Source organism: Bradyrhizobium tropiciagri, assembly GCF_018130545.1.
GTDB lineage: Bacteria > Pseudomonadota > Alphaproteobacteria > Rhizobiales > Xanthobacteraceae > Bradyrhizobium > Bradyrhizobium tropiciagri_A.
In genome coordinates this window covers 75793-101746 of record NZ_JAFCKF010000006.1, presented here as the reverse complement: position 1 = coordinate 101746, position 25954 = coordinate 75793, and the positions used below count along the sequence as shown (strand labels likewise).

General features: G+C 64.8%; 28 protein-coding genes and 1 pseudogene. 21 read left to right on the top strand and 8 right to left on the bottom strand.

Features of this window, described 5'->3' with window-relative positions; translation table 11 throughout:
• Positions 1-8 precede the first annotated feature (8 nt).
• Positions 9-1298: a cytochrome P450 gene (locus JQ616_RS25635; protein ID WP_212019350.1), complete on the top strand. Its 1290-nt coding sequence runs from the start codon at positions 9-11 to the stop codon at positions 1296-1298.
• Positions 1299-1398: 100 nt separating this feature from the next.
• On the opposite strand, the gene JQ616_RS25630 is transcribed toward JQ616_RS25635, so the two are convergent.
• The gene (locus JQ616_RS25630; protein ID WP_212019348.1) at positions 1399-2979 is read right to left on the bottom strand and encodes an AMP-binding protein; all 1581 of its coding nucleotides are present in this window, start codon (positions 2977-2979) and stop codon (positions 1399-1401) included.
• A 192-nt stretch (positions 2980-3171) separates the two neighbouring features.
• Positions 3172-3591 carry a VOC family protein gene (locus tag JQ616_RS25625; protein ID WP_212019346.1) on the bottom strand — a complete coding sequence of 140 codons (420 nt, stop codon included), beginning with the start codon at positions 3589-3591 and terminating at the stop codon, positions 3172-3174.
• Between the two features lie 217 nt (positions 3592-3808).
• Between JQ616_RS25625 and JQ616_RS25620 the strand changes: the two genes are divergently transcribed.
• The 14 genes and pseudogenes from JQ616_RS25620 (at position 3809) to JQ616_RS25555 (ending at position 13174) form a co-directional block, all read left to right on the top strand.
• A complete protein-coding gene (locus JQ616_RS25620; protein ID WP_212019344.1) occupies positions 3809-4780 on the top strand; it encodes a Bug family tripartite tricarboxylate transporter substrate binding protein in 972 nt (323 codons plus the stop codon).
• Positions 4781-4901: 121 nt separating this feature from the next.
• Positions 4902-5192, top strand: a complete 291-nt coding sequence (locus JQ616_RS25615) for a DUF3551 domain-containing protein (protein WP_433996001.1) — start codon at positions 4902-4904, stop codon at positions 5190-5192.
• 126 nt (positions 5193-5318) lie between these two features.
• Entirely contained in the window at positions 5319-5771 is a 453-nt protein-coding gene (locus JQ616_RS25610; RefSeq protein ID WP_212019342.1) for an ArsR/SmtB family transcription factor, read from the top strand.
• Positions 5756-6118, top strand: a pseudogene (locus JQ616_RS25605) (SRPBCC family protein); the annotation flags it as partial. The gene JQ616_RS25610 and the pseudogene JQ616_RS25605, both read left to right, overlap by 16 nt.
• 18 nt (positions 6119-6136) lie before the next feature.
• On the top strand, positions 6137-6874 hold the full coding sequence (locus JQ616_RS25600; protein ID WP_212019340.1) for a DUF899 domain-containing protein: 738 nt from the start codon (positions 6137-6139) through the stop codon (positions 6872-6874).
• A gap of 58 nt (positions 6875-6932) precedes the next feature.
• Positions 6933-7289 (top strand): DUF1428 domain-containing protein, encoded by a 357-nt coding sequence (locus JQ616_RS25595; protein ID WP_212019339.1) that lies wholly within the window; start codon positions 6933-6935, stop codon positions 7287-7289.
• Between the two features lie 128 nt (positions 7290-7417).
• Positions 7418-8035 (top strand): hypothetical protein, encoded by a 618-nt coding sequence (locus JQ616_RS25590; protein ID WP_212019337.1) that lies wholly within the window; start codon positions 7418-7420, stop codon positions 8033-8035.
• Positions 8022-8444 (top strand): transcriptional regulator, encoded by a 423-nt coding sequence (locus tag JQ616_RS25585; protein ID WP_212019335.1) that lies wholly within the window; start codon positions 8022-8024, stop codon positions 8442-8444. The genes JQ616_RS25590 and JQ616_RS25585 overlap by 14 nt, the downstream gene beginning before the upstream one ends.
• A 30-nt stretch (positions 8445-8474) precedes the next feature.
• Positions 8475-9215 (top strand): di-trans,poly-cis-decaprenylcistransferase, encoded by a 741-nt coding sequence (locus tag JQ616_RS25580; protein ID WP_212019334.1) that lies wholly within the window; start codon positions 8475-8477, stop codon positions 9213-9215.
• A gap of 160 nt (positions 9216-9375) precedes the next feature.
• Complete coding sequence (gene bchE / locus JQ616_RS25575; RefSeq protein ID WP_212019332.1) at positions 9376-10902, top strand: magnesium-protoporphyrin IX monomethyl ester anaerobic oxidative cyclase; 1527 nt, start codon at positions 9376-9378, stop codon at positions 10900-10902.
• Positions 10903-11026: 124 nt separating this feature from the next.
• Positions 11027-11437, top strand: a complete 411-nt coding sequence (locus JQ616_RS25570) for an aminoacyl-tRNA deacylase (protein ID WP_249137274.1) — start codon at positions 11027-11029, stop codon at positions 11435-11437.
• A gap of 54 nt (positions 11438-11491) precedes the next feature.
• A complete protein-coding gene (locus JQ616_RS25565) occupies positions 11492-11647 on the top strand; it encodes a response regulator (RefSeq protein ID WP_249137273.1) in 156 nt (51 codons plus the stop codon).
• Between the two features lie 100 nt (positions 11648-11747).
• Entirely contained in the window at positions 11748-11885 is a 138-nt protein-coding gene (locus tag JQ616_RS25560; RefSeq protein WP_212019330.1) for a hypothetical protein, read from the top strand.
• Between the two features lie 65 nt (positions 11886-11950).
• The gene (locus JQ616_RS25555) at positions 11951-13174 is read left to right on the top strand and encodes a threonine ammonia-lyase (protein ID WP_212019328.1); all 1224 of its coding nucleotides are present in this window, start codon (positions 11951-11953) and stop codon (positions 13172-13174) included.
• Positions 13175-13327: 153 nt separating this feature from the next.
• On the opposite strand, the gene JQ616_RS25550 is transcribed toward JQ616_RS25555, so the two are convergent.
• The 3 genes from JQ616_RS25550 to JQ616_RS25540 are packed head-to-tail and all read right to left on the bottom strand — an operon-like array spanning position 13328 to position 14856.
• Positions 13328-13840, bottom strand: coding sequence for a DUF1697 domain-containing protein (locus JQ616_RS25550; protein ID WP_212019326.1), 513 nt, complete (start codon positions 13838-13840; stop codon positions 13328-13330).
• Positions 13841-13847: 7 nt separating this feature from the next.
• Entirely contained in the window at positions 13848-14489 is a 642-nt protein-coding gene (locus JQ616_RS25545) for a glutathione S-transferase family protein (protein ID WP_212019324.1), read from the bottom strand.
• 13 nt (positions 14490-14502) lie between these two features.
• Positions 14503-14856, bottom strand: coding sequence for a hypothetical protein (locus JQ616_RS25540; protein WP_212019322.1), 354 nt, complete (start codon positions 14854-14856; stop codon positions 14503-14505).
• Between the two features lie 226 nt (positions 14857-15082).
• Between JQ616_RS25540 and JQ616_RS25535 the strand changes: the two genes are divergently transcribed.
• Positions 15083-15850 carry a dienelactone hydrolase family protein gene (locus tag JQ616_RS25535; RefSeq protein ID WP_212019320.1) on the top strand — a complete coding sequence of 256 codons (768 nt, stop codon included), beginning with the start codon at positions 15083-15085 and terminating at the stop codon, positions 15848-15850.
• Between the two features lie 10 nt (positions 15851-15860).
• On the opposite strand, the gene JQ616_RS25530 is transcribed toward JQ616_RS25535, so the two are convergent.
• Both JQ616_RS25530 and JQ616_RS25525 read right to left on the bottom strand, forming a co-directional pair.
• Positions 15861-16973, bottom strand: a complete 1113-nt coding sequence (locus JQ616_RS25530) for a helix-turn-helix transcriptional regulator (RefSeq protein ID WP_212019318.1) — start codon at positions 16971-16973, stop codon at positions 15861-15863.
• 136 nt (positions 16974-17109) lie between these two features.
• The gene (locus JQ616_RS25525; RefSeq protein ID WP_212019316.1) at positions 17110-17508 is read right to left on the bottom strand and encodes a TfoX/Sxy family protein; all 399 of its coding nucleotides are present in this window, start codon (positions 17506-17508) and stop codon (positions 17110-17112) included.
• A gap of 116 nt (positions 17509-17624) precedes the next feature.
• Here JQ616_RS25525 and JQ616_RS25520 point away from each other — a divergent pair, with 116 nt between their 5' ends.
• Together JQ616_RS25520 and JQ616_RS25515 are read left to right on the top strand one after the other, a co-directional pair.
• Entirely contained in the window at positions 17625-18059 is a 435-nt protein-coding gene (locus JQ616_RS25520) for a hypothetical protein (protein WP_212019314.1), read from the top strand.
• 272 nt (positions 18060-18331) lie between these two features.
• A complete protein-coding gene (locus JQ616_RS25515) occupies positions 18332-19465 on the top strand; it encodes a hypothetical protein (RefSeq protein ID WP_212019312.1) in 1134 nt (377 codons plus the stop codon).
• Between the two features lie 59 nt (positions 19466-19524).
• Here the strand turns inward: JQ616_RS25515 and JQ616_RS25510 are convergent, their stop codons facing one another.
• On the bottom strand, positions 19525-20235 hold the full coding sequence (locus JQ616_RS25510) for a TetR/AcrR family transcriptional regulator (protein WP_212019310.1): 711 nt from the start codon (positions 20233-20235) through the stop codon (positions 19525-19527).
• A 1-nt stretch (position 20236) separates the two neighbouring features.
• Here JQ616_RS25510 and JQ616_RS25505 point away from each other — a divergent pair, with 1 nt between their 5' ends.
• The 3 genes from JQ616_RS25505 (at position 20237) to JQ616_RS25495 (ending at position 25917) form a co-directional block, all read left to right on the top strand.
• Positions 20237-21274, top strand: a complete 1038-nt coding sequence (locus JQ616_RS25505; protein WP_212019308.1) for an MDR family NADP-dependent oxidoreductase — start codon at positions 20237-20239, stop codon at positions 21272-21274.
• Positions 21275-21538: 264 nt separating this feature from the next.
• On the top strand, positions 21539-22774 hold the full coding sequence (locus tag JQ616_RS25500) for an efflux RND transporter periplasmic adaptor subunit (protein WP_249137272.1): 1236 nt from the start codon (positions 21539-21541) through the stop codon (positions 22772-22774).
• Positions 22771-25917, top strand: a complete 3147-nt coding sequence (locus JQ616_RS25495; RefSeq protein ID WP_212019306.1) for an efflux RND transporter permease subunit — start codon at positions 22771-22773, stop codon at positions 25915-25917. Before JQ616_RS25500 ends, JQ616_RS25495 begins: the two co-directional genes overlap by 4 nt.
• Positions 25918-25954 lie beyond the last annotated feature (37 nt).

Genomic DNA, 25954 nt, shown 5'->3' with positions numbered 1-25954 from the left:
GGACGATCATGGACACGGCAACGACCGGGGATCTCGACATCCCCGCTGACATCGCGGCAACCCTCGTGGATCCTGTCGCCTATGCCGACGACCGCATTCACGACAGCTATCGCTGGCTGCGCGCCAACAACCCGCTCGGGATCGCCCGGCCGGACAAGTTCGATCCGTTCTGGGTGGTGACCAAGCACGCCCATATCCAGGCCATCAGCCGGCAGAACGACCTGTTCCACAATGCCGACCGGCCGACCACGCTGACCAACCAGGCGCTCGAGGAACGTGTTCGCAAGATCACCGGCGGGCCCAATCTGGTGCGCTCGCTGGTGCAGATGGATGCGCCCGACCATCCGAAATACCGCGCGCTGACCCAGGGCTGGTTCATGCCGGCCAATCTCGGCAAGTTCGAAGGCCGCGTGCGCGAGATCGCGCGCGCCACGGTGCAGCGCATGCTCGACCGCGGCGGCGCCTGCGATTTCGTCGAGGACGTTGCGCTCCACTACCCGTTGCACGTCATCATGGAGATCCTCGGCGTACCCGAGGCGGACGAGCCGCGCATGCTGAAGCTGACGCAGGAGCTGTTCGGCCCGCAGGATCCCGACACCGCGCGCGTCCGGGATGCGCTGAGCGCCGAGCAGGTCTCCGTGATGTTGCAGGCGATCATCGCCGACTTCTCGGCCTACTTCCGCAAGATCACCGAGGAGCGCCGCCAGAACCCGCGCGACGATCTCGCCACCGTCATCGCCAATGCGAAGATCGGCGGCGACTACATGCCGGAGCACGATCAGACCAGCTATTACATGATCGTCGCGACCGCGGGCCACGACACCACCTCATCCTCGACCGCGGGCGCGATCTGGGCGCTGGCGCGAGACCCCGCCGAATTCGCCAAGGTGAAGGCCAACCCGGAGCTGATCCCGGGCCTGGTCGACGAGTCGATCCGCTGGATGACGCCGGTCAAGCATTTCATGCGCTCGGCCACTGCGGACACCGAGCTCGGCGGCCGCAAGATCGCCAAGGGCGACTGGCTGATGCTGTGCTACGCCTCGGGCAATCGCGACGAGGAGGTGTTCGAGGACCCCGATCGCTTCCGCAGCGACCGCAAGCCCAACCGTCATGTCGCGTTCGGCTATGGCGCGCATCTCTGCCTCGGCCAGTATCTCGCCAAGCTCGAGATGCGAATCCTGTTCGAGGAACTGCTGCCGCACCTGAAATCGCTGTCGCTCGACGGCGAGGTGAAGCTGACGCAGGCCTATTTCGTCAGCGGCCCGAAGAAGCTGCCGATCCGGTTCGAGGTGAATTGATCCTCTCGTCATTGCGAGGAGCGAAGCGACGAAGCAATCCATTGTCCCGCATGCGCTGAACCATGGATTGCTTCGCTTCGCTCGCAATGACGAGTAGAGCCTACTCCAGCATCTTCCTCAGCTCCGCCTTCGCGACCTTCTCCAGCGTCGATCGCGGCATCTCGTCGACGAAGCGGATTTCGCGCGGCACCTTGAAGTCGGCGAGCGCGGAGCGGCAGGCGGTCATGACCTTGTCGTGCAAATCGGCCGGCAAGGCGGCAACGCCGGTTTGCGGGATGATGAAGACGACCGGCACTTCATCCAGCATCGGATGCTTCTTCCCCACCACGGCGGCCTCGCGCACGCCCGGCACCACCGCGATTACCTGCTCGATCTCGGAGGCCGCGACATTCTCGCCGCCGACCTTCAGCATGTCCTTGGAGCGATCGCCGAACTTGGTGTAGCCGCGCTCCAGCATCGTGACGCGGTCGCCGGTGATGAAATAGCCGTGCTCGTCGAAACTCTCGCGCGTGGCCTTCTCGTTGTGCAGATACTCGGCGAACAGCGACAGGCCGGGAATGCCCCTGATGAGCAGGTTTCCGGTCTCGCCGACGCCGGTCGGCGTGCCGTCATCATTGGTGATGCGGATTTCGTATTCCGGCGCGGCGCGGCCGATCGACATCGGCGGGTTCGGTTGATCGACCTCGCCGATGATGCCGTGGGTGATGGTCTCGGTCATACCCCACCAGCCGATGATCTTGATACCGAATACGGCGAAGGCCGGCGGTGCGTTCACGGCGGTGCCCCAGAGCCGGAACTTGTGATGTTTCGGCACCTCGTGCTCGAGCAGCGCCTTCATGCAGAACGGGATCGTCGAGGTCCAGGTCGAGCCGTGCTCGAGCGCCACCGGCCAGAATCGGCTTGCCGAGAAACGCGGCTGGATCACGCAGCTGCCGCCGACCCACAGGATCGCCAGCATCGAGTAAGCCAGCGCGTTGGTGTGAAACAGCGGCAGATAGGTCTGGTGCACGTCGGAAGCATGCAGATCCTGATGCGCGGCGTTGATCTTAGCGCCCCACAGCGCGTTGGCGTGGGTCCACAGCACTGCCTTCGGCCGCGACGTGGTGCCGGAGGTGTATTGCACGCTGCACGGTGCGAGCGGATCGGTCGGGCGCTGCGGCCGGTCGGCACTGTCGGCAAACAGCGCCTCAAAACTGTCGCTGTGCGAAGGCGCCTGCGCGGGTGCTTGGCCCGCATCGTGTGAGGTCACTGCGATCCAGCGCAGCCCCTTGCAGTTGGTCGCGATCAGCTCGGCATAGGCTGGCTGGGTGATCGCGGCGACCGCGCCGCAATGGCCGGCAAAATATTCGATCTCGGCTGCCGCCGAGCGCGTGTTGGTGGTGACGGCGATGGCACCGAGCTCGACACAGGCGAACCACGACATGATCGCCTCGATGCAATTGTCGAGGTGGATCAGGACATAGTCGCCCTGCCTGATGCCACGTTTGGCGAGACCCGCCGCGAGCGCGCCGACCCGCTCATGGAATTCGCCGTAGCTCCAGCGCCGCGCCGGTGCGTCGAACGGCGCCCAGATCAGGAATGGATGATCGCGGCGCACCTCGGCGCGCATTTTGAGCAGCCATGGCACGTCGAGCCCGGCAAACGGTCCGACGATTCCCGGTACTGCTTTTGAACTGGTCATATGTCCTCCCGCACAGCCTTGCCGGCTGTCATTGGTCTTGGTTGGGAGCAGTTCTGCCATCGGCGTGCACCGAGAGCAAATCGGGATTTGCAGAGCAATGTTGCGCTGAAGCGATCCGTTCCGCCGCGCGGAAGAGGTGGGTCTGCTCTCGGCGGCTATGATCGGGCGCGCAGGCGCCGCCTCACACTGATGCTAGGTTGCGTCTCGCTCATACGACGAGATCTCGATCAGGCTGCCGTCGGGATCACGGCAATAGACCGAGCGCAGCGTGCCGCGCGCACCCTGCTTGGCGACCGGGCCCTCCTCGATCTTCACGCCGTTGGCCTTCAGATGCGCGACCACTTCATCAGGCGTGCTCGATGTGAGGAAGCAGAGGTCGTCGCTGCCGGCCGCTTCGTGATCAGCGGTGAACCAGTCCACCTTGTCGGCATCGCGCGGCCGCACGTTGATCTTCTGGTTGCCGAACACCAGCGAGGTGCGCGGTGTCTTGCCCTTGCCGGGATCGAACACCTTCACCTCCATGCCGAGGATCCTGCTGTACCAGGCAACCGAGCGCACGACATCGCTGACGTTGATCACGAGATGGTCGAGCCCATTCACCTTGACGGACATGATCGATCCTCTTCGGTCCAGAGCGTTTTCGAGCGAAGTGGCCACCGGTTCGCGTGAAGAAAACGCATCATAACAAGATTGCAGCTTAGTCTTTCGTCGCGGTCGGCGGCGCACGTGTCGCACTGGCCGCCTCACACATTGTTTGTTAAAACCGCGCCGCACGCAACGCAACAGAAACGGGCAGGGCACCAAACCCTGCTGGATTGGGAGAAACTTCATGATTTCACGCCGCACCGCGCTGGGCCTGATCGGGTCGGGAATTTCGACATTCGCGATCGGCCGTGCGTCCGCAGCCGACTATCCGGCGCGGCCGGTGCGCTGGATCGTGGGTTATCCGCCGGGCGGCGCCACCGACATCATCGCGCGCCTGATCGGGCAACGGTTGTCGGAGAAGCTCGGCCAGCAATTCGTGATCGAGAACAAGCCGGGCGCCGGCAACAATATCGGCACCGAAGCTGCGATCAACGCCGAGCCGGACGGCTACACCGTGCTGCTGGTCAATCCGGCGAACTACATCAACGCTTCGCTCTACGCCAATCTGAAATTCAACTTCGTGCGCGACGTCGCGCCGGTTGCCTCCTTCAACCGCGTGCCGAACGTGATGACCGTCAACAAGGACGTGCCGGCCAAGACCGTCGCCGAGTTCATCGAATATGTGAAGGCCAATCCCGGCAAGGTGAACATGGCCTCGTCCGGCAACGGCACCTCGGTGCATCTGTCCGGCGAGATGTTCATGTCGATGACCGGCTGCAAGATGCAGCATGTGCCGTATCGCGGCGCCGCGCCTGCGATCACCGACATGCTCGGTGGACAGGTGCAGGTGATCTTCGACAACATGCCCTCGATCATCCAGCACATCCGCTCCGGCTCGCTGCGCGCGCTCGGCGTGACGACGACCGAGCGTTCCTCGCAGCTGCCCGACGTGCCGGCGATCGCCGAGACAGTGAAGGGTTACGAGGCGAGCGCGCTGTTCGGCATGGGCGCGCCGAAGAACACGCCCAAGGAACTGATCGCCAAGCTCAATACCGAGATCAATGCGGTTCTCGCTGAACCGGATATGCGCAAGCGCCTGGTCGAGCTCGGTGGCGATTCGCTGATCCAGACCCCGGACGCCTTCGGCAACGACATCAAGGCCGAGACCGACAAGTGGAAGAAGGTGGTCGAGTTTGCCGGCCTCAAGGTCGAGTAGGCGTCGCGCGTCAGGAGACGCCGGGTCCTTTGCCGGGTCTTGACGCGGAATAAAATGAGCTTCAGGAACCTTACCTAAGATGCCGCGCTCTTGCTCGCTGCGGCATCGAAGGAGGCGGATCATGCGCATATCGCGATTGGCAATGCTTGTTTTGGGGACGATGGCGCTTGCCGGTGCGGCGAGCATCAAGCCCGCGTCCGCCGATCCGTATGACTATCCCTGGTGCGCGCAGGGGCCGAGCCTCGGCTATCCCGGCGAATGCGCCTACCAGACCTACGATCAGTGTTCGGCGAGCGTGTCCGGGCGCTATCTCAGCTGTGGCGAGAACCCGCGCTTCCTGTTTCGCGAGCCGCCGCCGCCACCGCCGCCGCGCCGCCATCATCGCCGGCACCGGCACGCCTACCCCGATTAGAATCCGGCGTCACCGCACGGCGCAGGTTGCCGCCGTATCAATACTGGTTCTCGCACAGCGTTCCGTCTAACGCGATCGTGAAGCATTCCGCTTGACGCCGCGCCGATTGCGCTTATACTAAACCATATGGTTAAGTATCAGGACGAGACGCTGGACCGCACCTTCGCAGCGCTTTCCGACCCCACCCGCCGCGCACTGCTGGCGCGGCTCGGCGAGCAGGACGGCCTGTCGGTGAGCGAGCTGGCGCAGCCATTCGCGATGTCGCTGCCGGCGATCATGAAGCACCTCGACGTGCTCACCGATGCGGGTCTCGTCACGCGCGAAAAGACCGGCCGCACGGTGGCGTGCCGACTCACCGCGAGGCCGATGGAGCAGGCGATGAACTGGCTCAATCGCTACGCGCAATTCTGGTCCGACAATCTCGATCGCCTTGCAGCTTTTGTGGAGGAAGACCCATGGCCAACCAATCCGCAGTCGCCGATGCCGGCCTCGCCGCGCGCCCCAGCCTCACACTCACGCGTCGGCTCCGCGCGCGGCCGGAAAAAGTCTACGCCGCGTGGACCGAGCCGGAAAACCTAGCGCGGTGGTTCGGCCCCGGGCAGGTCAAGCCCGGCACCACGGACGCCGAGCTCGATGTCCGCGTCGGCGGACACTACCGGATCAAGTTCACCGGTTCGAACGGTGAGTATCATGAGGTCGGCGGCGTCTATCGCGAGGTGGTGCCGAACGAGAGACTGGTGTTCAGCTGGGCCTGGCATTCGACGCCGGAGCGCGTCTCCGAGGTGACGGTGTCGATCAAGCCGGATGCCGGCGGCACCTTGCTCACCTTCCATCACGCGCAGTTCGTCGACGAGGCCGCCCGCGACAACCACCAGCGCGGCTGGACCGAATTCCTCGGCAATCTGGAACAATATGTCGACGCCTGACCTGCAAGGGAGCATCGCATGTCTCAGCACGCAATCGTCTCACGCGAACAATGGATCGCCGCCCGCAAGGCGCTGATGATCAGTGAGAAGGAACTGACGCAAGCCCGCGAAGCGGTGAGCCGGCAACGTCGCGAGCTGCCCTGGGTCAAGGTCGACAAGGACTATGTGTTCGACGGGCCGGGCGGCAAGGTGACGCTCGGCGATCTCTTCAAGGACCGGCCGCAGCTCGTCGTGCAGCACGTGATGTTCGCGCCGGAATGGGACGCCGCGTGCAAGAGCTGCTCGTTCTGGGTCGACGGGTTTGAGCGGATGGTTCCGCATCTGGCCGCGCGCGACACCACGATGGTCGCGATCTCGCTCGCGCCGCTCGCCAAGCTCGAAGCGTTCAAGACGCGGATGGGCTGGACCTTCGACTGGGTGTCGTCCGGCGCCAATGAGTTCAACTACGATTACGGCGTGTCGTTCACGCAAGGCCAGATCGTTGCGGGTGACGCGAAATACAATTACGGAACGACCCCGCTCTACGGCCCCGAGCTGCCCGGCATCAGCGTGTTCTTCCGCGACGAGCAGGGCAGCGTGTTCCACACCTACTCGACCTTCGCGCGTGGCCTCGACATGATGAATGCCGCCTATCACTATCTCGATCTGACGCCGCTCGGCCGCCACGAGGAGGGCTTGCCCTATCCGATGGATTGGGTGCGGCTACGTGACCAGTACCAACCGGCACCGGTTCAGGCATCCTGCTGTCGCTCCTGAGCGTCGTTGCTTCGCTGACGCTCGCAATGACGGGGAGTCAAACAGCAGGAATCGCCCAATGCCTTACGTCGATGGTTTCGTCGTCGCCGTGCCGAAGAAGAAACTCAAAGCCTATGCCAAGCTCTCGAAGATGGCCGGCAAGGTTTGGCGCGAACATGGCGCGCTGGATTATCGAGAATGGGTCGCTGACGACGTCAAGCCGGGCAAGCTGACCTCGTTTCCGCAAAGCGTGAAGCTGAAGGCCGGCGAGACCGTCGTGTTCGCCTGGATCACCTACAAGTCGCGCGCCCAGCGCGACAAGATCAATGCCAAGGTGATGGCCGATCCGCGCCTGGAATCGATGGGGACGGGCGACGTGCCGTTCGACGTCAAGCGGATGATCTATGGCGGCTTTACCAGCCTCGTGAAGGTGTAAGACAGCACGCTTTCGCCGCAATCCGTGCGGTAACCGGCTGTTAAACATCGCGATCGGCACGCCGTGCCTTGCCGCTTGCCTTTACTTGGCGATCCCGTATACTTTGCAATACAAAGTGCGGGCGAATCATGCGCGACCTCGACAAGGCGTTGGCCGATATTCTCGCGATCCGCAGCCAGATTGCGGCCGGAACCGCGTTTCGCGGCTACGGCCCGGCGACCGTGGCGGCCACCAGCGGCATCGCGCTGGTCACAGCGATTGCGCAATATCTCTGGCTCGACGATCCCACCAATCATCCGATTGCGTTCCTCGCGGGCTGGGCCGCGGCCGCGTTGCTCTCGGCCGTGCTGATCTGGATCGAGATGCAGGCGCGCTCGCGGCGGCATCATTCCGGCCTCGCGGACGCGATGGTGCAGCAGGCGATCGAGCAGTTCGTTCCCGCTGTCATCGCCGGCGTGCTGCTCGCGATCCTGCAATGGAAATTCGCGCCGGAGACGCTGTGGATGCTGCCCGGCCTCTGGCAGGTGCTGGTCAGCCTCGGCGTGTTCGCCTCGGTTCGCCTGCTGCCGCGCACGATCGCGCTCGGTGGCGCCTGGTATTTTCTGTCGGGCTTCACGGTGCTGCTGATCGCAAGCCAGAGCCATGCGCTGTCGCCCTGGACCATGGGTCTGCCGTTCGCGATCGGCCAGCTGCTGCTCGCCGCGCTGTTGTATTTCGCTTCCGGAGGCAATGATGCCGAAGACTGACGTGACCACCGCGCCGTTTGCCTATGATGGCCTCGACCGCGTCATCCACGAGAAGGCGCGGCTCGGGCTGTTGACCTCGCTGATGGCGCATCCGAAGGGACTCGCCTTTGCCGATCTCAAGCAGCTCTGCGGCTTGACCGACGGCAATCTCAGCCGGCATCTGCAGGTGCTGCAGGAGGCCGGCCTGGTCGATGTCATCAAGGGTTATGAAGGCAATCGCCCGCACACCAGCTGCCGCCTGACCAAGAGCGGCCGCCGTCGCTTCCTCGATTATCTCGCCGTGCTCGAACAGCTGGTGCGCGACGCAGCCAAGGCAGCCGGCACGGCCGAGAAGGCCGCTGGCAGGGCTGAAAAGGCTGCCGGCAAGGACGACGGCGCGCCCGGACGTCTCGGCATTCAGCCAGTTTGATTATTCCATTTTTTATCCGGAGACTTTGTGATGCAAAGTAACGTCGCGCTCAAGCCGGAGCTGGCCACACGGCTCCATGTCGGCATCATCATGGACGGCAACGGCCGCTGGGCGACGCGGCGCGGCCTGTCGCGGCTGCGCGGACATGAAGCGGGCGTCGAAGCGATCCGCCGCATCGTCGAGGCCGCGCCGGACCACGGCGTCGGCACGCTGACGCTCTACGCTTTCTCCAGCGACAATTGGCGCCGCCCGAAGGCCGAGGTCGCGGCGCTGATGGGGCTGTTGCGGTTCTATCTCGCCAACGAGATCGCAGCCCTGGTGCGCAACGGTGTCCGCCTCACCGTGATTGGCCGCCGCGACCGGCTGCCCGACGGCATCGCTGCCGCGATCACGCGCGCCGAGGTCGAGACCGCCTCCGGCACCACGCTGCATCTGCGCATCGCGATCGACTATTCGGCGCGTGACGCCATCCTGAACGCCGCCGCGCGCGTGGCCGGCGCAGGCCCGCTGAGCCGCGAGACTTTTGCCGATCTGATCACCGGCGAAGCCGGCCTGCGTGACGTCGATCTGATCATCCGCACCTCGGGCGAGAAGCGGCTGTCGGACTTCCTGCTCTGGGAAGGCGCCTATGCCGAGCTGCACTTCACCGAGCGGATGTGGCCCGAATTCGAAGCCGACGACCTCGCCGACGCACTCGCCTCCTTCCATGGCCGCGAGCGCCGCTTCGGCGGGCTGACCGCGATCGCGCCGGCGGAGGTGCCGAATCTCTAGAGCATGATCCGGAAAAGCGCGAAGCGGTTTTCCGAAAGGAGCGTGCTCAAATAAAGAGGCTGTGCTGCGCCTCTCCTAAAGCCCGGCCCGGGGGGCCGGGCTCTCTTCCACACGATGCGGGGACGACCGATCACGCCAACCAAAGCGGGAGCGATCATCCATGCGTATTCTTCTCATCAACGTGCCGCATCCGGCGATCGGCAGCCGGATTCCGGACGACCATCTGCCGCCGCTCGGCCTGCTGTCGATCGGCGGTCCGCTGATCGACGACGGCCACGACGTCCGGCTGCTCGATGCCGAGTTCGGGCCGATGCCGACGGACGCCATCGTGATGGAGGCATCGCGCTTTTCGCCGGATGCCGTCCTGTTCGGCCATTCCGGCTCGACCTCGGGCCATCCCGTCATCGCCGAAATCGCGCAGGCGATCGTCAAGGCGCTGCCGCATGTGCGGATCGTCTATGGCGGGGTGTTTCCGACTTATCACTGGCGCGACATCCTGCGCGAGGAGCGCTACGTCACCGCGATCGTGCGCGGCGAGGGCGAAGAGACCGCGCGGCGGCTGATGCGGGCGCTGGCGACCGGCGACGATCTGCGCATCATCAACGGCATCGCATTCCGCAGCGATGATGGGCCGCGTGTCACGCCGCCCACGCCCGTCATCCGCGACCTCGATGCCTATCGCGTCGGCTGGGAATTGATCGATCACGCGCGCTACAGCTATTGGGGCGGCCTACGCGCCGTTGTGGTGCAGTTCTCGCGCGGCTGTCCGCATCTCTGCAATTATTGCGGCCAGCGCGGCTTCTGGACCCGGTGGCGGCACCGCGATCCCGTGCGCTTCGCAAAGGAATTGGCGCGGCTCAATCGCGAGCACGGCGTCAAGGTGATCAATTTCGCCGATGAAAATCCAACCGTCTCGAAGAAGGCCTGGCGGACCTTCCTTGAGGCCTTGATCGCGGAGAATGTCGATCTGATCCTGGTCGGCTCCACCCGCGCCGACGACATCGTGCGCGATGCCGACATCCTGCATCTCTACAAGAAGGCAGGCTGGCAACGTTTTCTGCTCGGGATGGAGAACACCGACGAGAAGACGCTTGAGCTGATCCGCAAGGGCGCCACCACGACGATCGACCGCGAGGCCATCCGTCTGATGCGCCGGCACGGGATCCTGTCGATGGCGACCTGGGTGGTCGGCTTCGAGGAGGAGACCGATCGCGATCATTGGCGCGGTCTGCGGCAGTTGTTGTCCTACGATCCTGACCAGATCCAGATGCTCTACGTCACGCCGCATCGCTGGACGCCGTATTTCCGTCTTGCGGCAGAGCGGCGCGTGATCCAGGCCGACCGCAGGCTCTGGGACTACAAGCATCAGGTGCTCGCGACACGGCACATGTCGCCATGGCGCGTGCTGCTCTGGTTCAAGTTCACCGAGGTGGTGCTGCAATGCCGGCCGAAGGCGTTACTGCGCGTGCTGTTTCATCGTGACGCCGGGCTGCGTCACGCGATGCGCTGGTACACGCAGATGGGACGCCGGGTCTGGCCGCACGAAATTCTCGGCTTCCTGCGCGACAAGAGGTTGAAGCACGGCCCAACCGTGCAGGAATTTTGGGGCGCGCCGCAGGATATGGAGGAGGAATCGATGTCGTCGCAACGTCCGGAGCGTCGCGTCGGCTCATCGCGCGCGGCGTAAGTTCATACCGTCACGCCGGGTTCTGGATAAGTGGCGCTGACGACTGGACGTCGGAGTCGTCAGCGCGATAATTTCCGGATCGGCTGCGCAGAACAAAAAGAACCGTGGCGGTCGAGGCGTCGAGTTGAGCATACAGGTTGCGATTCTAAAAATATTGGCCAGTCACGTCAGCGGCAGAGCCGCACTCGATTCCCTCAAGCACGACCTCGCCATCCTGTCATCGAGCGGCGACGATTGGCATTCGCGGGTCAAGCGTCTCGCGTCGCGGGTTCCCGAGCTCGACATCTTCAGCAATGGCTATGTGCTGCGTGATGCCGACGGCTGGGAGATCACACCGGCCGGCCGCGCGTTCCTGCGCGCGCTGGAAGCGGTGACGCAAGACAATCTGCCGCCTGCGCCGTCGGAGGAGACTGCGATTCGCGCCGAGGGCGCGCTGATCGTGGTCGGCCACCGCTTCAGGAACCGGGCCCGGGTGCAACGTGATCCGGAATCGGGCGCGTCGGCGCGCCGCCGCCCGTTCCGCGAGCCGCGTTGAACCTCGCGGGCCTGTGCGCGACCTACCTTCGGGACGCAGCTCTGGAGGTCGCAAATGACTGCATTGGCTCAATCGATTGCACGTGTGTTTCCGGCCAATTCGCTTCGGAGCAACATCGCCCGCCATGTTCTGCTGTTCGCCGTCGCCGTGCTGTTCGTCGCGGTGCTCAGGGCAAGCTATGGCCTCGATCTCAGCGCGGGCTTTTTCTAGTTTTCCGGTTGCAAGTCATATTGGGTTAACCGGACCGGGCTAGCTAAGCGCACGCTTTCCTTGCATCTCGAACCCGGGCCGATCTCCCATGGATAAGCCGATGCGCTGCCAATGCGGCAGGACGCGAACCATTGCGCTCGACAAGCATTTCCGCACCGCGCTGCTGTGCCCCAAATGCGACGAGGCCCAGCTGGCGGTGCCCGCCAGGCCGGAGCCGGCAGCGTCGGCCGCACGATAGCGTGGTCGTTTTCGGCGCCGAAACCCGCTAGGTTCCGTCTAACGAAACGGACCTGAGCGAAGCCGATGCCGCATCCTTCCAATCCACCCGCCGTAACCCTCGATGACGTGCGCCGCGCCGCCGGCGTGATCCGGGATTCGGTGATGGTCGCGGCGTGCAACGAGAGCCGTACGCTGGGTGAGATCTGCGGCTGCCGCCTGTTCCTCAAGTTCGAGAATTTGCAGTTCACCTCGACCTTCAAGGAGCGAGGCGCGCTCAATCGTCTGCAGGCGCTGTCGTCAGACGAGCGCAAGCGAGGGGTGATCGCGATGTCCGCTGGCAACCACGCCCAGGGCGTCGCCTATCACGCCAAGCGGCTCGGCATTCCCGCCACCATCGTGATGCCGATAGGCACGCCGATGGTGAAGATCGAGAACACCAGACGGCACGGCGCCGAGGTCATCCTCACCGGGCAGACGCTCGAAGAATGTTTTGCGTTCGTCGGATCCCATGCTGCGGAGCGCGGCCTGATCCTGGTCCATCCCTACGACGATCCCTTGATCATTGCGGGACAAGGCACGATCGGGCTCGAAATGCTCGAGGCGGTGCCGGAGCTCGATATCCTAGTGGTGCCGATCGGCGGCGGCGGGTTGATCTCGGGCATCGCCACGGCCGCGAAGGCGATCAAGCCGTCGGTGCAGATCATCGGCGTCCAGGCCCAGCTCTATCCGTCGATGTACAATGCGGTCAAAGGTGAGCGGCTGCCGATGCGCGGCGACACGCTTGCCGAGGGCATTGCGGTCAAGGCGCCCGGGCAGATCACCACGAAAATCGTTCGCGATCTCGTCGATGACATCGTGCTGGTCAGCGAAGACCAGATCGAGCGCGCGGTCGCGACCCTGATCTCGATCGAGAAGACGGTAGTCGAAGGCGCCGGGGCTGCCGGCCTCGCGGCGGTGCTCGCGGCACCCGAGCGCTTTGCCGGCCGCAATGTTGGCCTGGTGCTGACCGGCGGCAATATCGACACCAGGCTGATCGCCTCGGTCCTGACCCGCGAGTTGGCGCGCGAGGGGCGGCTGACGCAACTGGCGCTCGATATCGTCGACCGGCCCGGCCAGCTCGCAGCGGTGTCGATCCTGCTTGCCGATGCCGGCGCCAACATCATCGAGGTCTCGCACCAGCGCACCTTCTCCGACCTGCCGGCGAAGGCGACGCTGCTCGAGCTCGTGATCGAGACCCGCGACCGCGCGCATCTGGAAGAGGTGCTGACGAAGCTCGGCGCGGCGGGATTTGCGGTGCGGGAGACTTAGCAACTAGGTACCCATCCGCGAGTCGAAGCACCCGACCCGTCATCCTGAGGCGCGAGCGGAGCGAGCCTCGAAGGATGAATCGGCCATAGTGCGGCCGTGCATCCTTCGAGGCTCGCCAAAGAGGCTCGCACCTCAGGATGACGGGTCTTCCGATCAGTCGCCCGCCACCAGCTCAGCCAGCTTCGCGATCGTGTTGATATTGCGAGCGGTGCCACGGGCGGCGGCCGGGATCTTCAGCTTGGAGCGGCCCATGCCGCTGCCATAGACGACATAAATCTCACGCTTGCCGAGCCGGATTTCCTCGTCCTGCTGTCCTTTGACGTCCTTGAGAGCCTCCTTGGGCGGCGGCTCGTCGAGGAAGATCGCGACCGTGAAGTTCGGCGGCGCTTTCGGAAACGGATTGGCCTTCAGCACCGCGGCGATCTCGTCGGCGCTCCGCACCACGACGCCGACCGGCTTGCCGGCATAGGCCTGCAGCCGCTTTTCCAGCGCGGCCTTGACCTTGGGTGCACCGAGTTTCGAGGAGAACACGACGTTGCCGCTGGCGATATAGGTCTGCACGTCGGCAAATCCCGCGTCGACGCACATCGCCTTCAGCTCGGTCATCGGCAGCTTGCCGGTGCCGCCGACATTGACCGCGCGCAGCAGGGCGACGTAACGCGGCATCACGATCTCACGTCAGCAGCAGTGTCATGCCCGGATCGCCCTTCTGCATCGCGCGCTGATAGGCCGGGCGCGCCGCGATGCGGCCGAGATAGGTCCTGATGTTCGGGCAGCGGCCGAGGTCGTAGGGCAGGAAATAGCGCATCGTGGTCAGCGAGAAGCCGATCATGATATCGGCGGTCGTGAACGTGTCGCCGGCGAGATATTCGGCGTCGCGCAGCCGCGCCTCGATCAGGTCGAAGGAGCGGTCGACACGCGCTTTGGTCGCCACCAGCATCGGATTGTCGGCTGCGAGGTTCAGCCGATGCAGGATCATGCTTCGGCCCATCTGTGCCTGCAGCGTGCCGTTGGCGAAGTGAAACCAGTACAGGAACCGGGCGAAGTCGGGATGATCCGGCTGCAGCGTCAGCCGTCCGTTGCCGTATCGGGCGACGATGTACTCGACGACCGCACCGGATTCGGCCAGCACCAGCTCACCGTCGGTGATGACGGGCGCGGCGCCGATCGGGTGCAGCGCCTTGTAGTCGGCCGGCGCGAGCACCGTCACAGGGTCTCGCGCATAGCACTTCAGCTCATATGGGATCGCAAGCTCTTCGCACAGCCAGACGATCCGCTCCGATTGCGACTTGCCGAGATGGTGAACGGTGAGCATGCGGGGCTGCCTCTCAGGCGTTCTTTTTCTTCTTCGCCGGCTTCTTCTCGGATTGCTTGTCGGGTTTCTTCTCGGCTTTCTTCTTGGATTCCGTAACCGGCGGCGGCTCTTCCATCGCTTTCTTCATCGCACGGGCATAGGCGTCGGCCGCATTCTCCGCCGAATTCTGCAACCGCTTGGCGGTCGCGGTGGCGTTCAGGATCGTGCTCTTGGCGAGGTGGCGGAAGCGCGCCTTGGTGTCCTTGTCCGTGGCCTTGGCGGCGCGCGCGACCCAGACGGCCTGGCGCTTCTTGGCGGCCGCCATCACGGCCTTGGTCTGCGCTCTTGCGGTTTGCCGGATGACGGCGTCGAGGTCGGCTTCGGCCATTCAGATACACTCATTTGACTGGACATGCGCCGGCTGGCGCAGGGAGGGAGCTATCACTAGCGCAACTGGCGCGATTTGAACATGCGATCGTTTTGCGATCGCCCCGAGGAGGCCGGCACAACCGGCAACGTCGTAGGGCGGCCCTAAGCGCTCTATCGAGCGTGCGCTCCGGCGTGATATAGCGGCGCGACCCGGTCGCCGGCCGGGCGGTCCAATCGAGGTTTCGATGCCAGCCATCAGCCGACGGAGCCTGCTTGGAAGCCTTGCCCTGCTGGCGGCATCGCCAGCGCTTGCGGCAGCGCCGGCCGAGACGCTCAGCATCGATGCCGCCGAGGGCCGCATCACGCTCAACCATTTTGCCGCCGGGCGCACGGGCAAGCGGCCGGCTGTGTTGGTCCTGCACGGCTTGCGCGGCTTCGATCTCAAGCCGCAGGCCTATCAGCGCTATGCCGATGCGCTGACCGCGGACGGCATCGACGCCTACTTCGTTCGTTACTACACGCCGGCCGACGAGCAGGCGCTTGCGACGATGCACACGAGCGAGAGCCGCGCGCCCTATGAAGCCGAGCGGTTCGATGCCTGGGCCGCACGCGTCTCGTCCGTGCTGACCTCGGTGCAGGCAGGCGCGGACAGCTCGGGCCGGATCGGGCTGCTCGGCTTCTCGCTCGGCGGCTATGTTGCAGCGGCCGCGGCGGCCCGCGACGCGCGGGTGTCGGCGCTGGCCGTGCTGTATGGCGGCATGCCCGACAAGATTGCGCCCGAGGTCAAGCACCTGCCGCCGTTGATCGAGTTGCACGGCGAGGCCGACCGCAACGTGCCGCTCGCCAGCGGTGAGAAGCTTGTCAGGCTCGGCAAGTCGGTCGGCGCCGCGGCGGAGATCGTCAGATATCCGGGCAAGGCGCACGGCTTCGATTTCGCGGACGACGATCCAATGACCGCTGATGCGGTCAGCCGAGTTGCTGGATTCCTCAAGGCCCGTCTGAACGCAGCCTGAATGCAGCGCGCTATTCTACGGACGACCCCGGCGGCACCTTCGTGCCGGCGAGCAGGCCGGCGAGCTCCACCTGGCGGCCGAGCCCGGTCTTCGCCAGCACGGCCTTGAGCTGGTTGCGCACCGTTTCGCGGGAGATGCCGAAGGCGGCGGCGATGGCGTCGACGGTTCGGCCTTCGCCGATGCCGCGCGCGACGCGGGCTTCCGCCGGCGTCAGGTCGAACAGGCCCTGCAAGACTTCCGCAGTCGGCACCTCGGCCGGCACCACCGGCGTCACGATCACGATCGCCAGCGCGCGATCGAACAGGTCACGCGCGGCGCCCTGGATCGGGACCAGATGCACGATCAACGGCGGACGATCGTCTTGCGCCGCGATCGGCACCGAGCGGACCTCCGTGCTGATGAGCCCTTGCTCGAGCGCGGCCAGCGCCTGGGCGAACAGCGTGTCGGCGTTAGCTGTCGCCAGCGCCAGCCGCTCGGCGCGATCCTGCATCACGTCGGGCACCAGACGATCGAACAGCGTGTTGGCCGCCATCAGACGGCCGCCACGCCGCAGCACCGCTGCGGGCAGGCCGAGCATTTGAAGCGATTCGGTTGCCGCCCTGGCGCGCTCCATTCCGAGCCGCGCCGACAGCAGCGCCGCGCGGGCCAGATGCGGGCGCAGCGCATCGAGCTGCTCGATGGCTTCCCGCTCGATCGGCCCATGTTGATATTCGCGCTCGACGCTGTAGATCAGCACCTCGCCGCTCGGCACCGGGATCGCGGTGCCGGCGCCCCATCCTAACCCGCGCGGGCGGAAGAATTCGCGGATCTGGTAGTCCTGCTGCACCTCCTCGGGCGTCGCAAATACGTCGATGTCGCGCAGGAAGCCGGCATGGTTGGCCGCGAGCAGGCGCGGCAGCCGCCCGTTGCGCTCGTGCCAGCCGCCTTCGACATAGGCCACGGTGTCGTCGTGCATGTCGGGGGAGGCGACCCAGCGGACGTCGTGCGGGGCCGCCGTCAGCAGCACGATACCGCGCGCTTTCGCGATCCCGCCGACCTGATGCAGCACGTTCGGCCACAGCTCGGGAACGACCGCGGCCTCATAGGCCAGTTCGATCAGGTGCTCATGCAGGTCGTTCGCCATCGGCCATTCCAAAAAAAGCGTTGCCCAACAGATAAACCCATCGACCCCGGAAATATTGCGTAGAGCAATTCAATCCGGGCCACGAGTCCGGGCTATTCCGGTGCGGCGCACGGGCGCATCACGGGGAAACCCGGTGTTACGCAGGTCTTGCCTGTGATTTTCTCCGTGGTTTTCGCGCAGGCGTGAGGGGTTTCGCTCGCCTGGCTGCGACCCGGCGCGCGGCCGCCAGTGCCGCCCGCGCCCAGACGACGAGTTCGTCGGGTTCGTCAAACAGCCGTTCCGGCACCCGCCAGAACGCAAGATCGATGGTCGCGCCCTGCTTGGCGTAGCTGAGCGGCGGGCTCGTCGCGGCCTCCTTGAAGGTCTCGCGGTTCTGATCGTCGACCCGCACGTAGAACGTATTGTCGGTAATCATTCCGAGCATGACGCCGTCGCAGAATACGCCGGTCTTGCCGAACATGCGTCGCATCGTGAGGCGGCCGAGCGGCGCGAGTTGTTCGCGCAGGAATTCGGCAAACGCAGGACTGGCAACCATTCCGGTCTCGCAGGACGATCATGACCCGCCGAATGATGACGGGAACTTGCGCGCCGGACAACCGCTGTGACGCGATCCGGAGTCGTGGAAGGGGCGAGGCTACCGGGATGTTGGGGGTGGATGAATGGGTCGCGTGGCGAGGCGGATGCAAGCGGCTTTCGCCTGAAGCTGTTGGGAGGGCCTCGGTGCCCTCCCGACAAGCGCACTTAGTTGCAGCCGCAGCCGTGCGAACGACCTCCGCCGAGGATGCCGGACAGGATGTTGGTGTTCTTGAGGCTGATCGGCAGGATGGCCGAGACGTTGGTCTTGTTGCCGTTCAGGACGTTGATGCCGCCACCAGCACGACGTTCCTCACCGGGCTCGATTTCGCGCATGATTTCGGTGACGGATATATCGGCACGGCCGGAGCCTCGGTCCGGCAGGTGCGCCGGCCCGACGAGGTTCAGCCCTGGGCGCTGAACTTGCAGATCGGCTTCCAGAAGAAGCTCGATTTCGGCGATCCGCCGAAGGCCGCCGATGCCAAGGTCACCGAGATCAAGCCCAAAACTTGATAGTCGACTTGATGATCGGAACCTAACGCTAGCCTGACGATCATCGCCGTGTGTGGCGAAATTGAATCGTCGTGACGATCAGACATATTTCCGAAGCGTCTCGAAACGTATTCGGCATCGGCGGCCGCTGCGTCCGGCCTGCCAGCGTTACTCGTTTGCAACATTGCTTGCGCTCGTTCGACCATGAACATCCTTTAATTTGTATCCGCGCAATTCGTGGCGACAGTAACCTCCGTCATTCAGCCGAGCCATCGCGGGCTCGAGGGGAGCCGATGATCAGCCGCAGGGCGCTGTCCGGATTGTTGATGACGCTGGTTGGACCCGCATCGGTGGCCAGCAACACGCTGGCGCTGAGTCACTGTCAGGGGTCGTGTGCCAATGTCGATCTGCCGGCACTTGGCTACGATACGTTCTGCCGCTCGTTCTTCGATATCGCGGCAAGCGGAAAGTTGCGCGCGGTCGCGACCGGATCGGACATTCGTCGCGAGATGCGCTCTCTTCTCCGGGGACGGCGGCTTTACCGGCCATCCGGCGACGAGATCCGGATTCTCTGGCGCGGCACCGCGGACGGATTCTCGGTCGTCAAGGTCGAGTTCGATCTGGAATGCGGCGTGCCGGTGCGCGGCTGTCTCGGGATCCCCGACGGCGCGTTCAAAGGATTGATCCTGCTCGGTCACGGCATGGCGAGCACGCCGGAGCGCTGCTTCGACGATGCCGACAAGGACTACATGAACGCGATCGGCAAACAGCTGTGCCAGGATGGCTATGTCGTCTGGTGTCCCTACATCGTCCAGATCGGAAATCAGGAAAGCCAGAACAACATCGCCGCGATGCTGGCATCGCACGGCGTTTCCGCCCACAACGTGTCGTGCGCATCGATCGATGCCGGCGAAATCGTCTGCCGGAAGCTGACCGGAGCATCCGGTCTGAATGTCGGCGTCTATGGTGTGTCCTCGGGCGCCTTTCTTGCGCTACATCTGGAAGCCGCGACGGGGCGGATGCGGCCGACCGTTGTCTCCGGATATATGCGTGACGAGAAGAAGTTTCTGATGTCATCCGTGATCAGCAAGAACCTCGGCATCGAACTGGCGGCCTACATCCATTTCGCCAACAGCCGCGCCAAATACGCCAGCGCGGAGTTAGCGTATTTGCTCTGCCCGTGTCCGCTGTTCGTCGAGATCGGCAGCCGCGACGGCGCCAACGCAATCGAGCTCGGGCGCGAAGAGAAGTTCGCGGAAATGCGATCCGTCTACGCGTTGTCAGGCCATCCGCATTCGATCGACATGGCGATCTTCGACGGCGTGCACGAAGCCAGCGGTCTGCGCGCGCGGCCATGGCTGTCCGAGCATCTGGCGTCGCCCGCCTACCAAGCGACGTCGCGCTTGAAGAACGCCATCGCGTTGTGAACGGCTCGGGCTGCTGCCGTTGCATCGCCGACGGCGCATGGCGCCGCCAACGCGGTTGATCATCTGTCGGCGGTGGCGCGTCGTCTGGTCAGGCTGGATTCGACCAGCGCGATCAGTTCCCATCTGAACGTCGGCGAGGCGAGCAATCCGAGCCGCGCCGCATCGTGCACGGCGCCCGCCACGGCGGCAGCCAGGACCTGAGCGGCGATCCCGATATCCACGGCGGCGTTGCCTCGGACATTGGCCGCGAAGAATGCGTCGCACCCCCTGCGATATTCCGTTTCGAAGCGGCGGTGCGTGGCCTCGCTGACCGCGTCGCGCGGAGACTCCTCGAGCAGCACGCGGTGCGCGGCGGGAAAACGACGATGCACCGTGATCATGCCGTCGACAAACGCGGCGATGCGGCGCACGCGAGGCGTCGTGGCGTCGGTCGCCGCATGCAGCACGACCAGCACTTCGTCGAAATGACGGCGCCGGACCGCCTCGACTAGCGCAAGCTTGTTGGGGAAATACTGATACAGCGATCCGATGCTGACGCCTGCCGTCTCGGCAACCGCATTGGTGGTCGTCGCGGACCAGCCGCGCTCGCCGAGAATGCGAGCCGCCGTCTCGAGGATGATTTCGATGGTGGCGCGCGAACGGGCCTGTCGCGGCGCTTTCCGCATCGCGCTCGTCGGTTTCGGAATGCGAGTAGTCAGGCGCGCCTCTTCGTTAGTAATGTGAGCAAAGTACTCATATTTCATCCGACCTGCGAAGCAAAGGATATCCATGATGGTGACGGAGACCGCGCGCGAGGTCAGGCTGAAGATCAGGCCAGAGGGGCTGCCGGGGCCGCAGCATTTCGAGCTGGTGGAGGCGCCGCTGCGGCTGGCCGGCGCGGACGAGGTGTTGGTGCGCAATCGCTTCTTCCTGGTCTCGGCTTCGCTCCGCCAGATGGTGAGCCAGGGTGCGGAGGATGTGCCGGGGGTTCCATTTCCCGCGCTGCGCGTAGGCGACGGCCTGCGCGGCGAGGCCATCGGCGAGGTCGTGACGGCGTCGCTTGCCGGCGGCCTGGCGCCGGGCGACATGGTGCAGCACATGTTCGGCTGGCGCGACTACGCCGTTGTTCCGGCCGCGCAGTGCATCCGGCTGGATCGGCCGCTGCCCGATCCCCTCGGGTACCTCGGCTATCTGGGGCATGGCTGGACTGCCTATGCGGCGCTGACGCGAGGCGTGCAGATTCGCGCCGGCGATACCGTGTTCGTGTCGAGCGCCGCCGGGGCGATCGGCTCGATGGCAGGGCAGATCGCTCGCCTGCTGGGGGCGGGGCGCGTGATCGGCAGCACCGGCACATCGGCGAAAGCGGATCGACTGGTTGCTGAGCTCGGCTACGACGCGGCGGTAATCCGCGGCGTCGACAAGCCCTTCGTCACGCAATTGCGCGAGGTGGCGCCCGAAGGCATCGACGTCTTCCTCGACAATGTCGGAGGCGAGCAGTTGCAGGCCGCCGCAGCCGTCGCGCGCGAGAACGCCCGCTTCGTGATCACGGGGACGCTGTCGGGGCAGCTCGCCACGGCCGGAATGGGGCGCGTGGCGCCTGTCGTGTTGGACTCCACCCAGATCCTGCTGCGGAAGATCACCATCCGGGGCTTTAGCGCCGACGACAGTCCGGAGGCGCGCGCCGAGTGGTTCGGCCGTCTGGCCGATTGGTGCCGCTCCGGCGACATCGCTCTGCCGCATGTTGTGATCGACGGGCTGGAGCAGGCCGCGCTTGCATTGTCTGATGCCGCTCATGGGCGCCATTTCGGCATGGTCGTCATCGGGCTTTGACGGCCTGTCGGGCTGACGCCGTCCGCGTCAATCGACGCGGCATTGCCGCTCGTGAATGCGCGGCGATCGTGTCAATCCGCAGCCGATGCACATTCTCAAGCGGTCCTCCGTCCCTCCAATCCGTTGTCGTCAGTCCGAATCTGGAACCGGGGTTACAGGATTGTCGGATTAGGCGCGTTATGATCTCCTGACCGTCCCGGTCTCGGGGAACTCGACGTCATATCCGTCTCGTAGAGCTTGTTGGTAGCCGAAGGGTTGGACAGCATGAGTGGTACGGAACGAATGCTCGGCGGATTGGCAGGACTTCTGGTATCGGCGGGAGTGGCGGTGATCGGGATCTCGGCGGCCCATGCCCAGGCGGGCCCGCCCGGACCTCCCGCGGTGGGCGTGTTCGAGGCAGTGAAGCGGCCGATCACCGAAACCAACGAGTTTCTCGGGCGCATCGAGGCTCCCAACCGCGTCAACGTGGTGGCGCGCGTGACCGCGTTCCTGGAGAAGCGGAACTTCGTCGAGGGTGCCGAGGTCAAGGCCGGCGACCTGTTGTATCAACTCGAGCGCGGCCCGTTCGAGGCCGACCTCGCATCGAAGAAGGCGCAGGTCGCCCAGTTGCAGGCGACGCTGGTCAACGCCAAGCTGACCACCGATCGCGCCAAATCGCTACTCGGCGGCCCGGCCGGCCAGCAATCGAGCGTCGATGCGGCGGTCGCCAACCAGCAGAGCCTCGAGGCCCAGGTGCAGGCCGCGCAGGCGCAGGTCGACCTGTCCCAGATCAATCTCGACTACACCGAGATCCACTCGCCGATCGACGGCAGGATCGGGCGCACCGCGGTCACCGAGGGCAACGTCGTGACGCCGAGCTCTGGAACCCTGACGACGATCGTCAGCCAGGACCCGATGTATGTCACGTTCCCCGTGTCGGTCCGCGAGTCGCTCGATCTACGCGACCGTTACGCGACGCGCGGCGGTTTCAAGGCCGTCGTGATCCGCTTGCGGTTGCCGGATGGCCGGCTCTACCAGCAGACCGGTGAGCTGAATTTCGTCAACAACACGATCGCACAGAACACCGACACCATCTCCCTGCGCGGCACCATCCCGAACCCGTCGACCTACACCTCGGTCGCAACCGGCGGCTCGCTCCGCGAGCTCACCGACAACGAGTTCGTGACCGTCCTGTTGGAAGGCGTGCAGCCGGTCGAGGTGTTGGCGATCCCGCGTTCGGCCGTGCTGTCGGACCAGCAGGGTGAATATGTCTACGTCGTCGGCGCCGACAACAAGGCCGAGCAAAAGCGGATCAAGCTCGGGCAATCTACGTCGACGATTGCGGCGGTGACGAGCGGCATCGCGCTCGGCGACAAGGTGATCGTCGAGGGATTGCAGAAGGTCAGGCCGGGTGAGGTGGTCGCGCCGGGGCCGGCCAGTGCGCTGATCCAGTCCAGCATGAATGTCTCGGCCGAGGGCGGCGCCGGCAGCATGCCGAAATCGACGGGCAACAACCCATGATTTCCGCCATCTTCGTCGATCGTCCGCGGCTTGCGATCGTCATCGCGTTCGTGATCACGATCGCGGGCGCACTGGCGCTGATGCAGATCCCGGTCGCCCAGTTTCCCGACATCGTGCCGCCGCAGGTCACGGTTTCGGCCGTGTTCCCCGGCGCGTCCGCCGAGGTGGTCGAATCCAGCGTCGCCCAGCCGCTGGAAGCGCAGGTCGTCGGCGTCGACAAGATGCTCTACATGAAGTCGACCAGCGGCAATGACGGCAGCTACACGCTGACGGTCTCGTTCGCGCTCGGCACCGATCCCGATATCAACACCGTCAACGTCAACAACCGGGTGCAGAGCGCGCTCGCGCAATTGCCGACCGAGGTGCAGGCGCAGGGCCTGACCGTGCAGAAGAAATCCTCGGCGGTGCTGCAGTTCATCGTGCTGTACAGCAAGAGCGCCGAGCAGGACCCGCTGTTCATCACCAACTACGCGATCATCAACGTGCTGGACGCGATCTCGCGCACGCCCGGCGTCGGCCAGGCGTCGCTGTTCGCCAAGCTGAACTATTCGATGCGGATCTGGTTCGACACCCAGCGCCTGACCAGCCTCAATCTAGCGCCGTCGGATGTGATTGCCGCGATCCGCGCCCAGAGCGTGCAGGCGCCGGTCGGTCGCATCGGTGCCCGTCCAATCAGCAATGACCAGCAGTTTCAGTTCAACGTGCAGACCCAGGGCCGGCTGACCACATCCAAGCAGTTCGGCGACATCGTGCTGCGGGCCAATCCCGATGGCTCGGTGCTGCGGATCAGGGACGTCGCAACCGTCGAGATCGGCGCACAGAACTCGGACTCGGAATCGCGGATCGACGGCAATCCCGGCGTGCCGATGGGCATCTACCTCGCGCCCGGCGCCAATGCGGTGACCACGGCCAAGGCCGTGCAGGCGACGCTTGCCCGGCTGTCGGAGCGGTTTCCACCGGGGCTGACCTACCTTGTGCAGTACGACTCCACGACATTCGTCTCCGATACGATCAAGGAGGTGATGAAGACGCTCGGCGAGGCCTTCGTGCTCGTCGTGATCGTGGTGTTCCTGTTCCTCGGCAATCTGCGCGCCACGGTGATCCCGGCGGTCGCGGTTCCGGTCAGCCTGATCGGCGCCTTCGCGGTGCTGCTCGCGATGGGCTATTCCGCCAACACGGTCTCGCTGTTGGCGATGGTGCTCGCGATCGGCATCGTGGTCGACGACGCCATCGTCGTCGTCGAGAACGTCGAACGTGTCATGGAGGAGGAGCCGGAGCTGTCGCCGGCGGATGCCACCAAGAAGGCGATGGCGCAGATCACGGCGCCGATCATCGCGATCTCGCTGGTGCTGTTGTCGGTGTTCGTGCCGATTGCGTTCATTCCCGGCATTTCCGGCACCCTGTTCCGCCAGTTCGCGGTGACGATCAGTGCTGCGATGGTGATCTCTGCGCTGAATGCGCTGACCTTGTCGCCGGCGCTGTGCGCGGTGTTCCTGCGCCATGGCGGGCCGCGCCGTGGCATCATGGGGCGGGTGCTCGGCGGCATCGACTGGGTGCGCGACCGCTATGCCGGCGTCGTGCAGCGGTTGGTCCGCCTGGCGGTGTTGTCCCTGGTCGCGGTGCTGGTATTTGCCGGTGCGGTATTCGGCGTGTCGAAGATCACGCCGACCGGCTTCCTGCCCGAGGAAGACCAGGGCGCCTTCTTCATCGCGGTGCAATTGCCCGACGGCGCGTCGGTCGCGCGCACCAGCGAGGTCACCAAGCAGGTCGAAGCGCTGTTGAAGAAGAACCCGGCGGTCGACCATGTGCTGTCGATCATCGGCTTCTCGCTGCTCGACGGCGCCAGTGAGCCGAATTCCGCGTTCATGGTGGCGCGCATGAAGGCGTTTGCCGATCGCAAGGCCGTCACTGACTCGGTGCAGGCCGCGATCGGGCAGACCTTCGTCGGCGGATCGCAGATCCGCCAGGCCTCGGTGCTTCCGTTCAACCTGCCGCCGATCATCGGGCTCTCGACCTCAGGCGGCTTCGAGTATCAGCTCGAGGCGCTGGAGGGGCAGGATCCGGCTTCGCTCAGCAGCGTGATGGGCGGGTTGATTGGCGCTGCGAACCGCAATCCGAATCTGGCCCGCGTGTTCTCGACCTTCACCGCGACCAATCCGTCGGTCTATCTCGACATCGATCGTGCCAAGGCGCAGGCGCTCGGCCTCAACATGGCCGACGTCTTCACCGCGCTGCAGGCTACGCTCGGCGGCATCTACGTCAACAATTTCAACCTGTTTGGCCGCACGTGGCAGGTCAACGTGCAGGGCGATGCGGCTAACCGCGCCGACATCCCCGACATCTGGCAGATCTATGTGCGCAACACCGGCGGCGAGATGGTGCCGATCCGATCGATTGCAAGCTTGCGGATCGTGACCGGCCCGCAAGTAATCACCCGCTACAACAATTATCGTTCGGTCACGATCAACGGCAGCCCGGCGGCGGGTGTGTCGTCGGGCACCGCGATTGCGACCATGGCCGACCTCTCCAAGTCGACGCTGCCGGCCGGCTACTCCTATGAATGGACCGGCACCGCCTATCAGGAGCAGGCGGCCTCCGGCCAGACCGGCATCATCCTCGCGCTCGCGGTGCTGTTTGCCTATCTGTTCCTGGTCGCGCTGTATGAGAGCTGGACGATCCCGATTCCGGTGCTGCTGTCGGTCACCGTCGGCGTGTTCGGCTCGTACCTCGCGATCAAGCTCGCGGGGCTGAACCTCGATCTCTACGGCCAGATCGGCCTTGTGGTGCTGATCGCGCTCGCCGCCAAGAACGGCATCCTCATCGTCGAGTTCGCCAAGGAGCAGCGCGAGGCCGGCAAGCCACTTCTGGAGGCCGCGACGATGGGCGCGCAAATGCGCTTCCGCGCCGTCATGATGACCTCGATCGCCTTCATCCTCGGCCTGGTGCCGCTGGTGGTCGCGACCGGCGCTGCGGAAATCAGCCGCCGTGCGGTTGGTACCGCGGTGTTCGGCGGCATGCTCGCCGCCAGCTCGATCGGCATCTTCCTGGTGCCGATGCTGTTTGTCACCTTCCAAGGCTGGCGCGAAGGCGTGAAGAACCGCTTCGGGCGCAGGGGCAAGGCGGAACAGTCGGCGCCGCATTAACTCCCGCCTAATCCCATCGCGCATTAGCGGGGCGCGT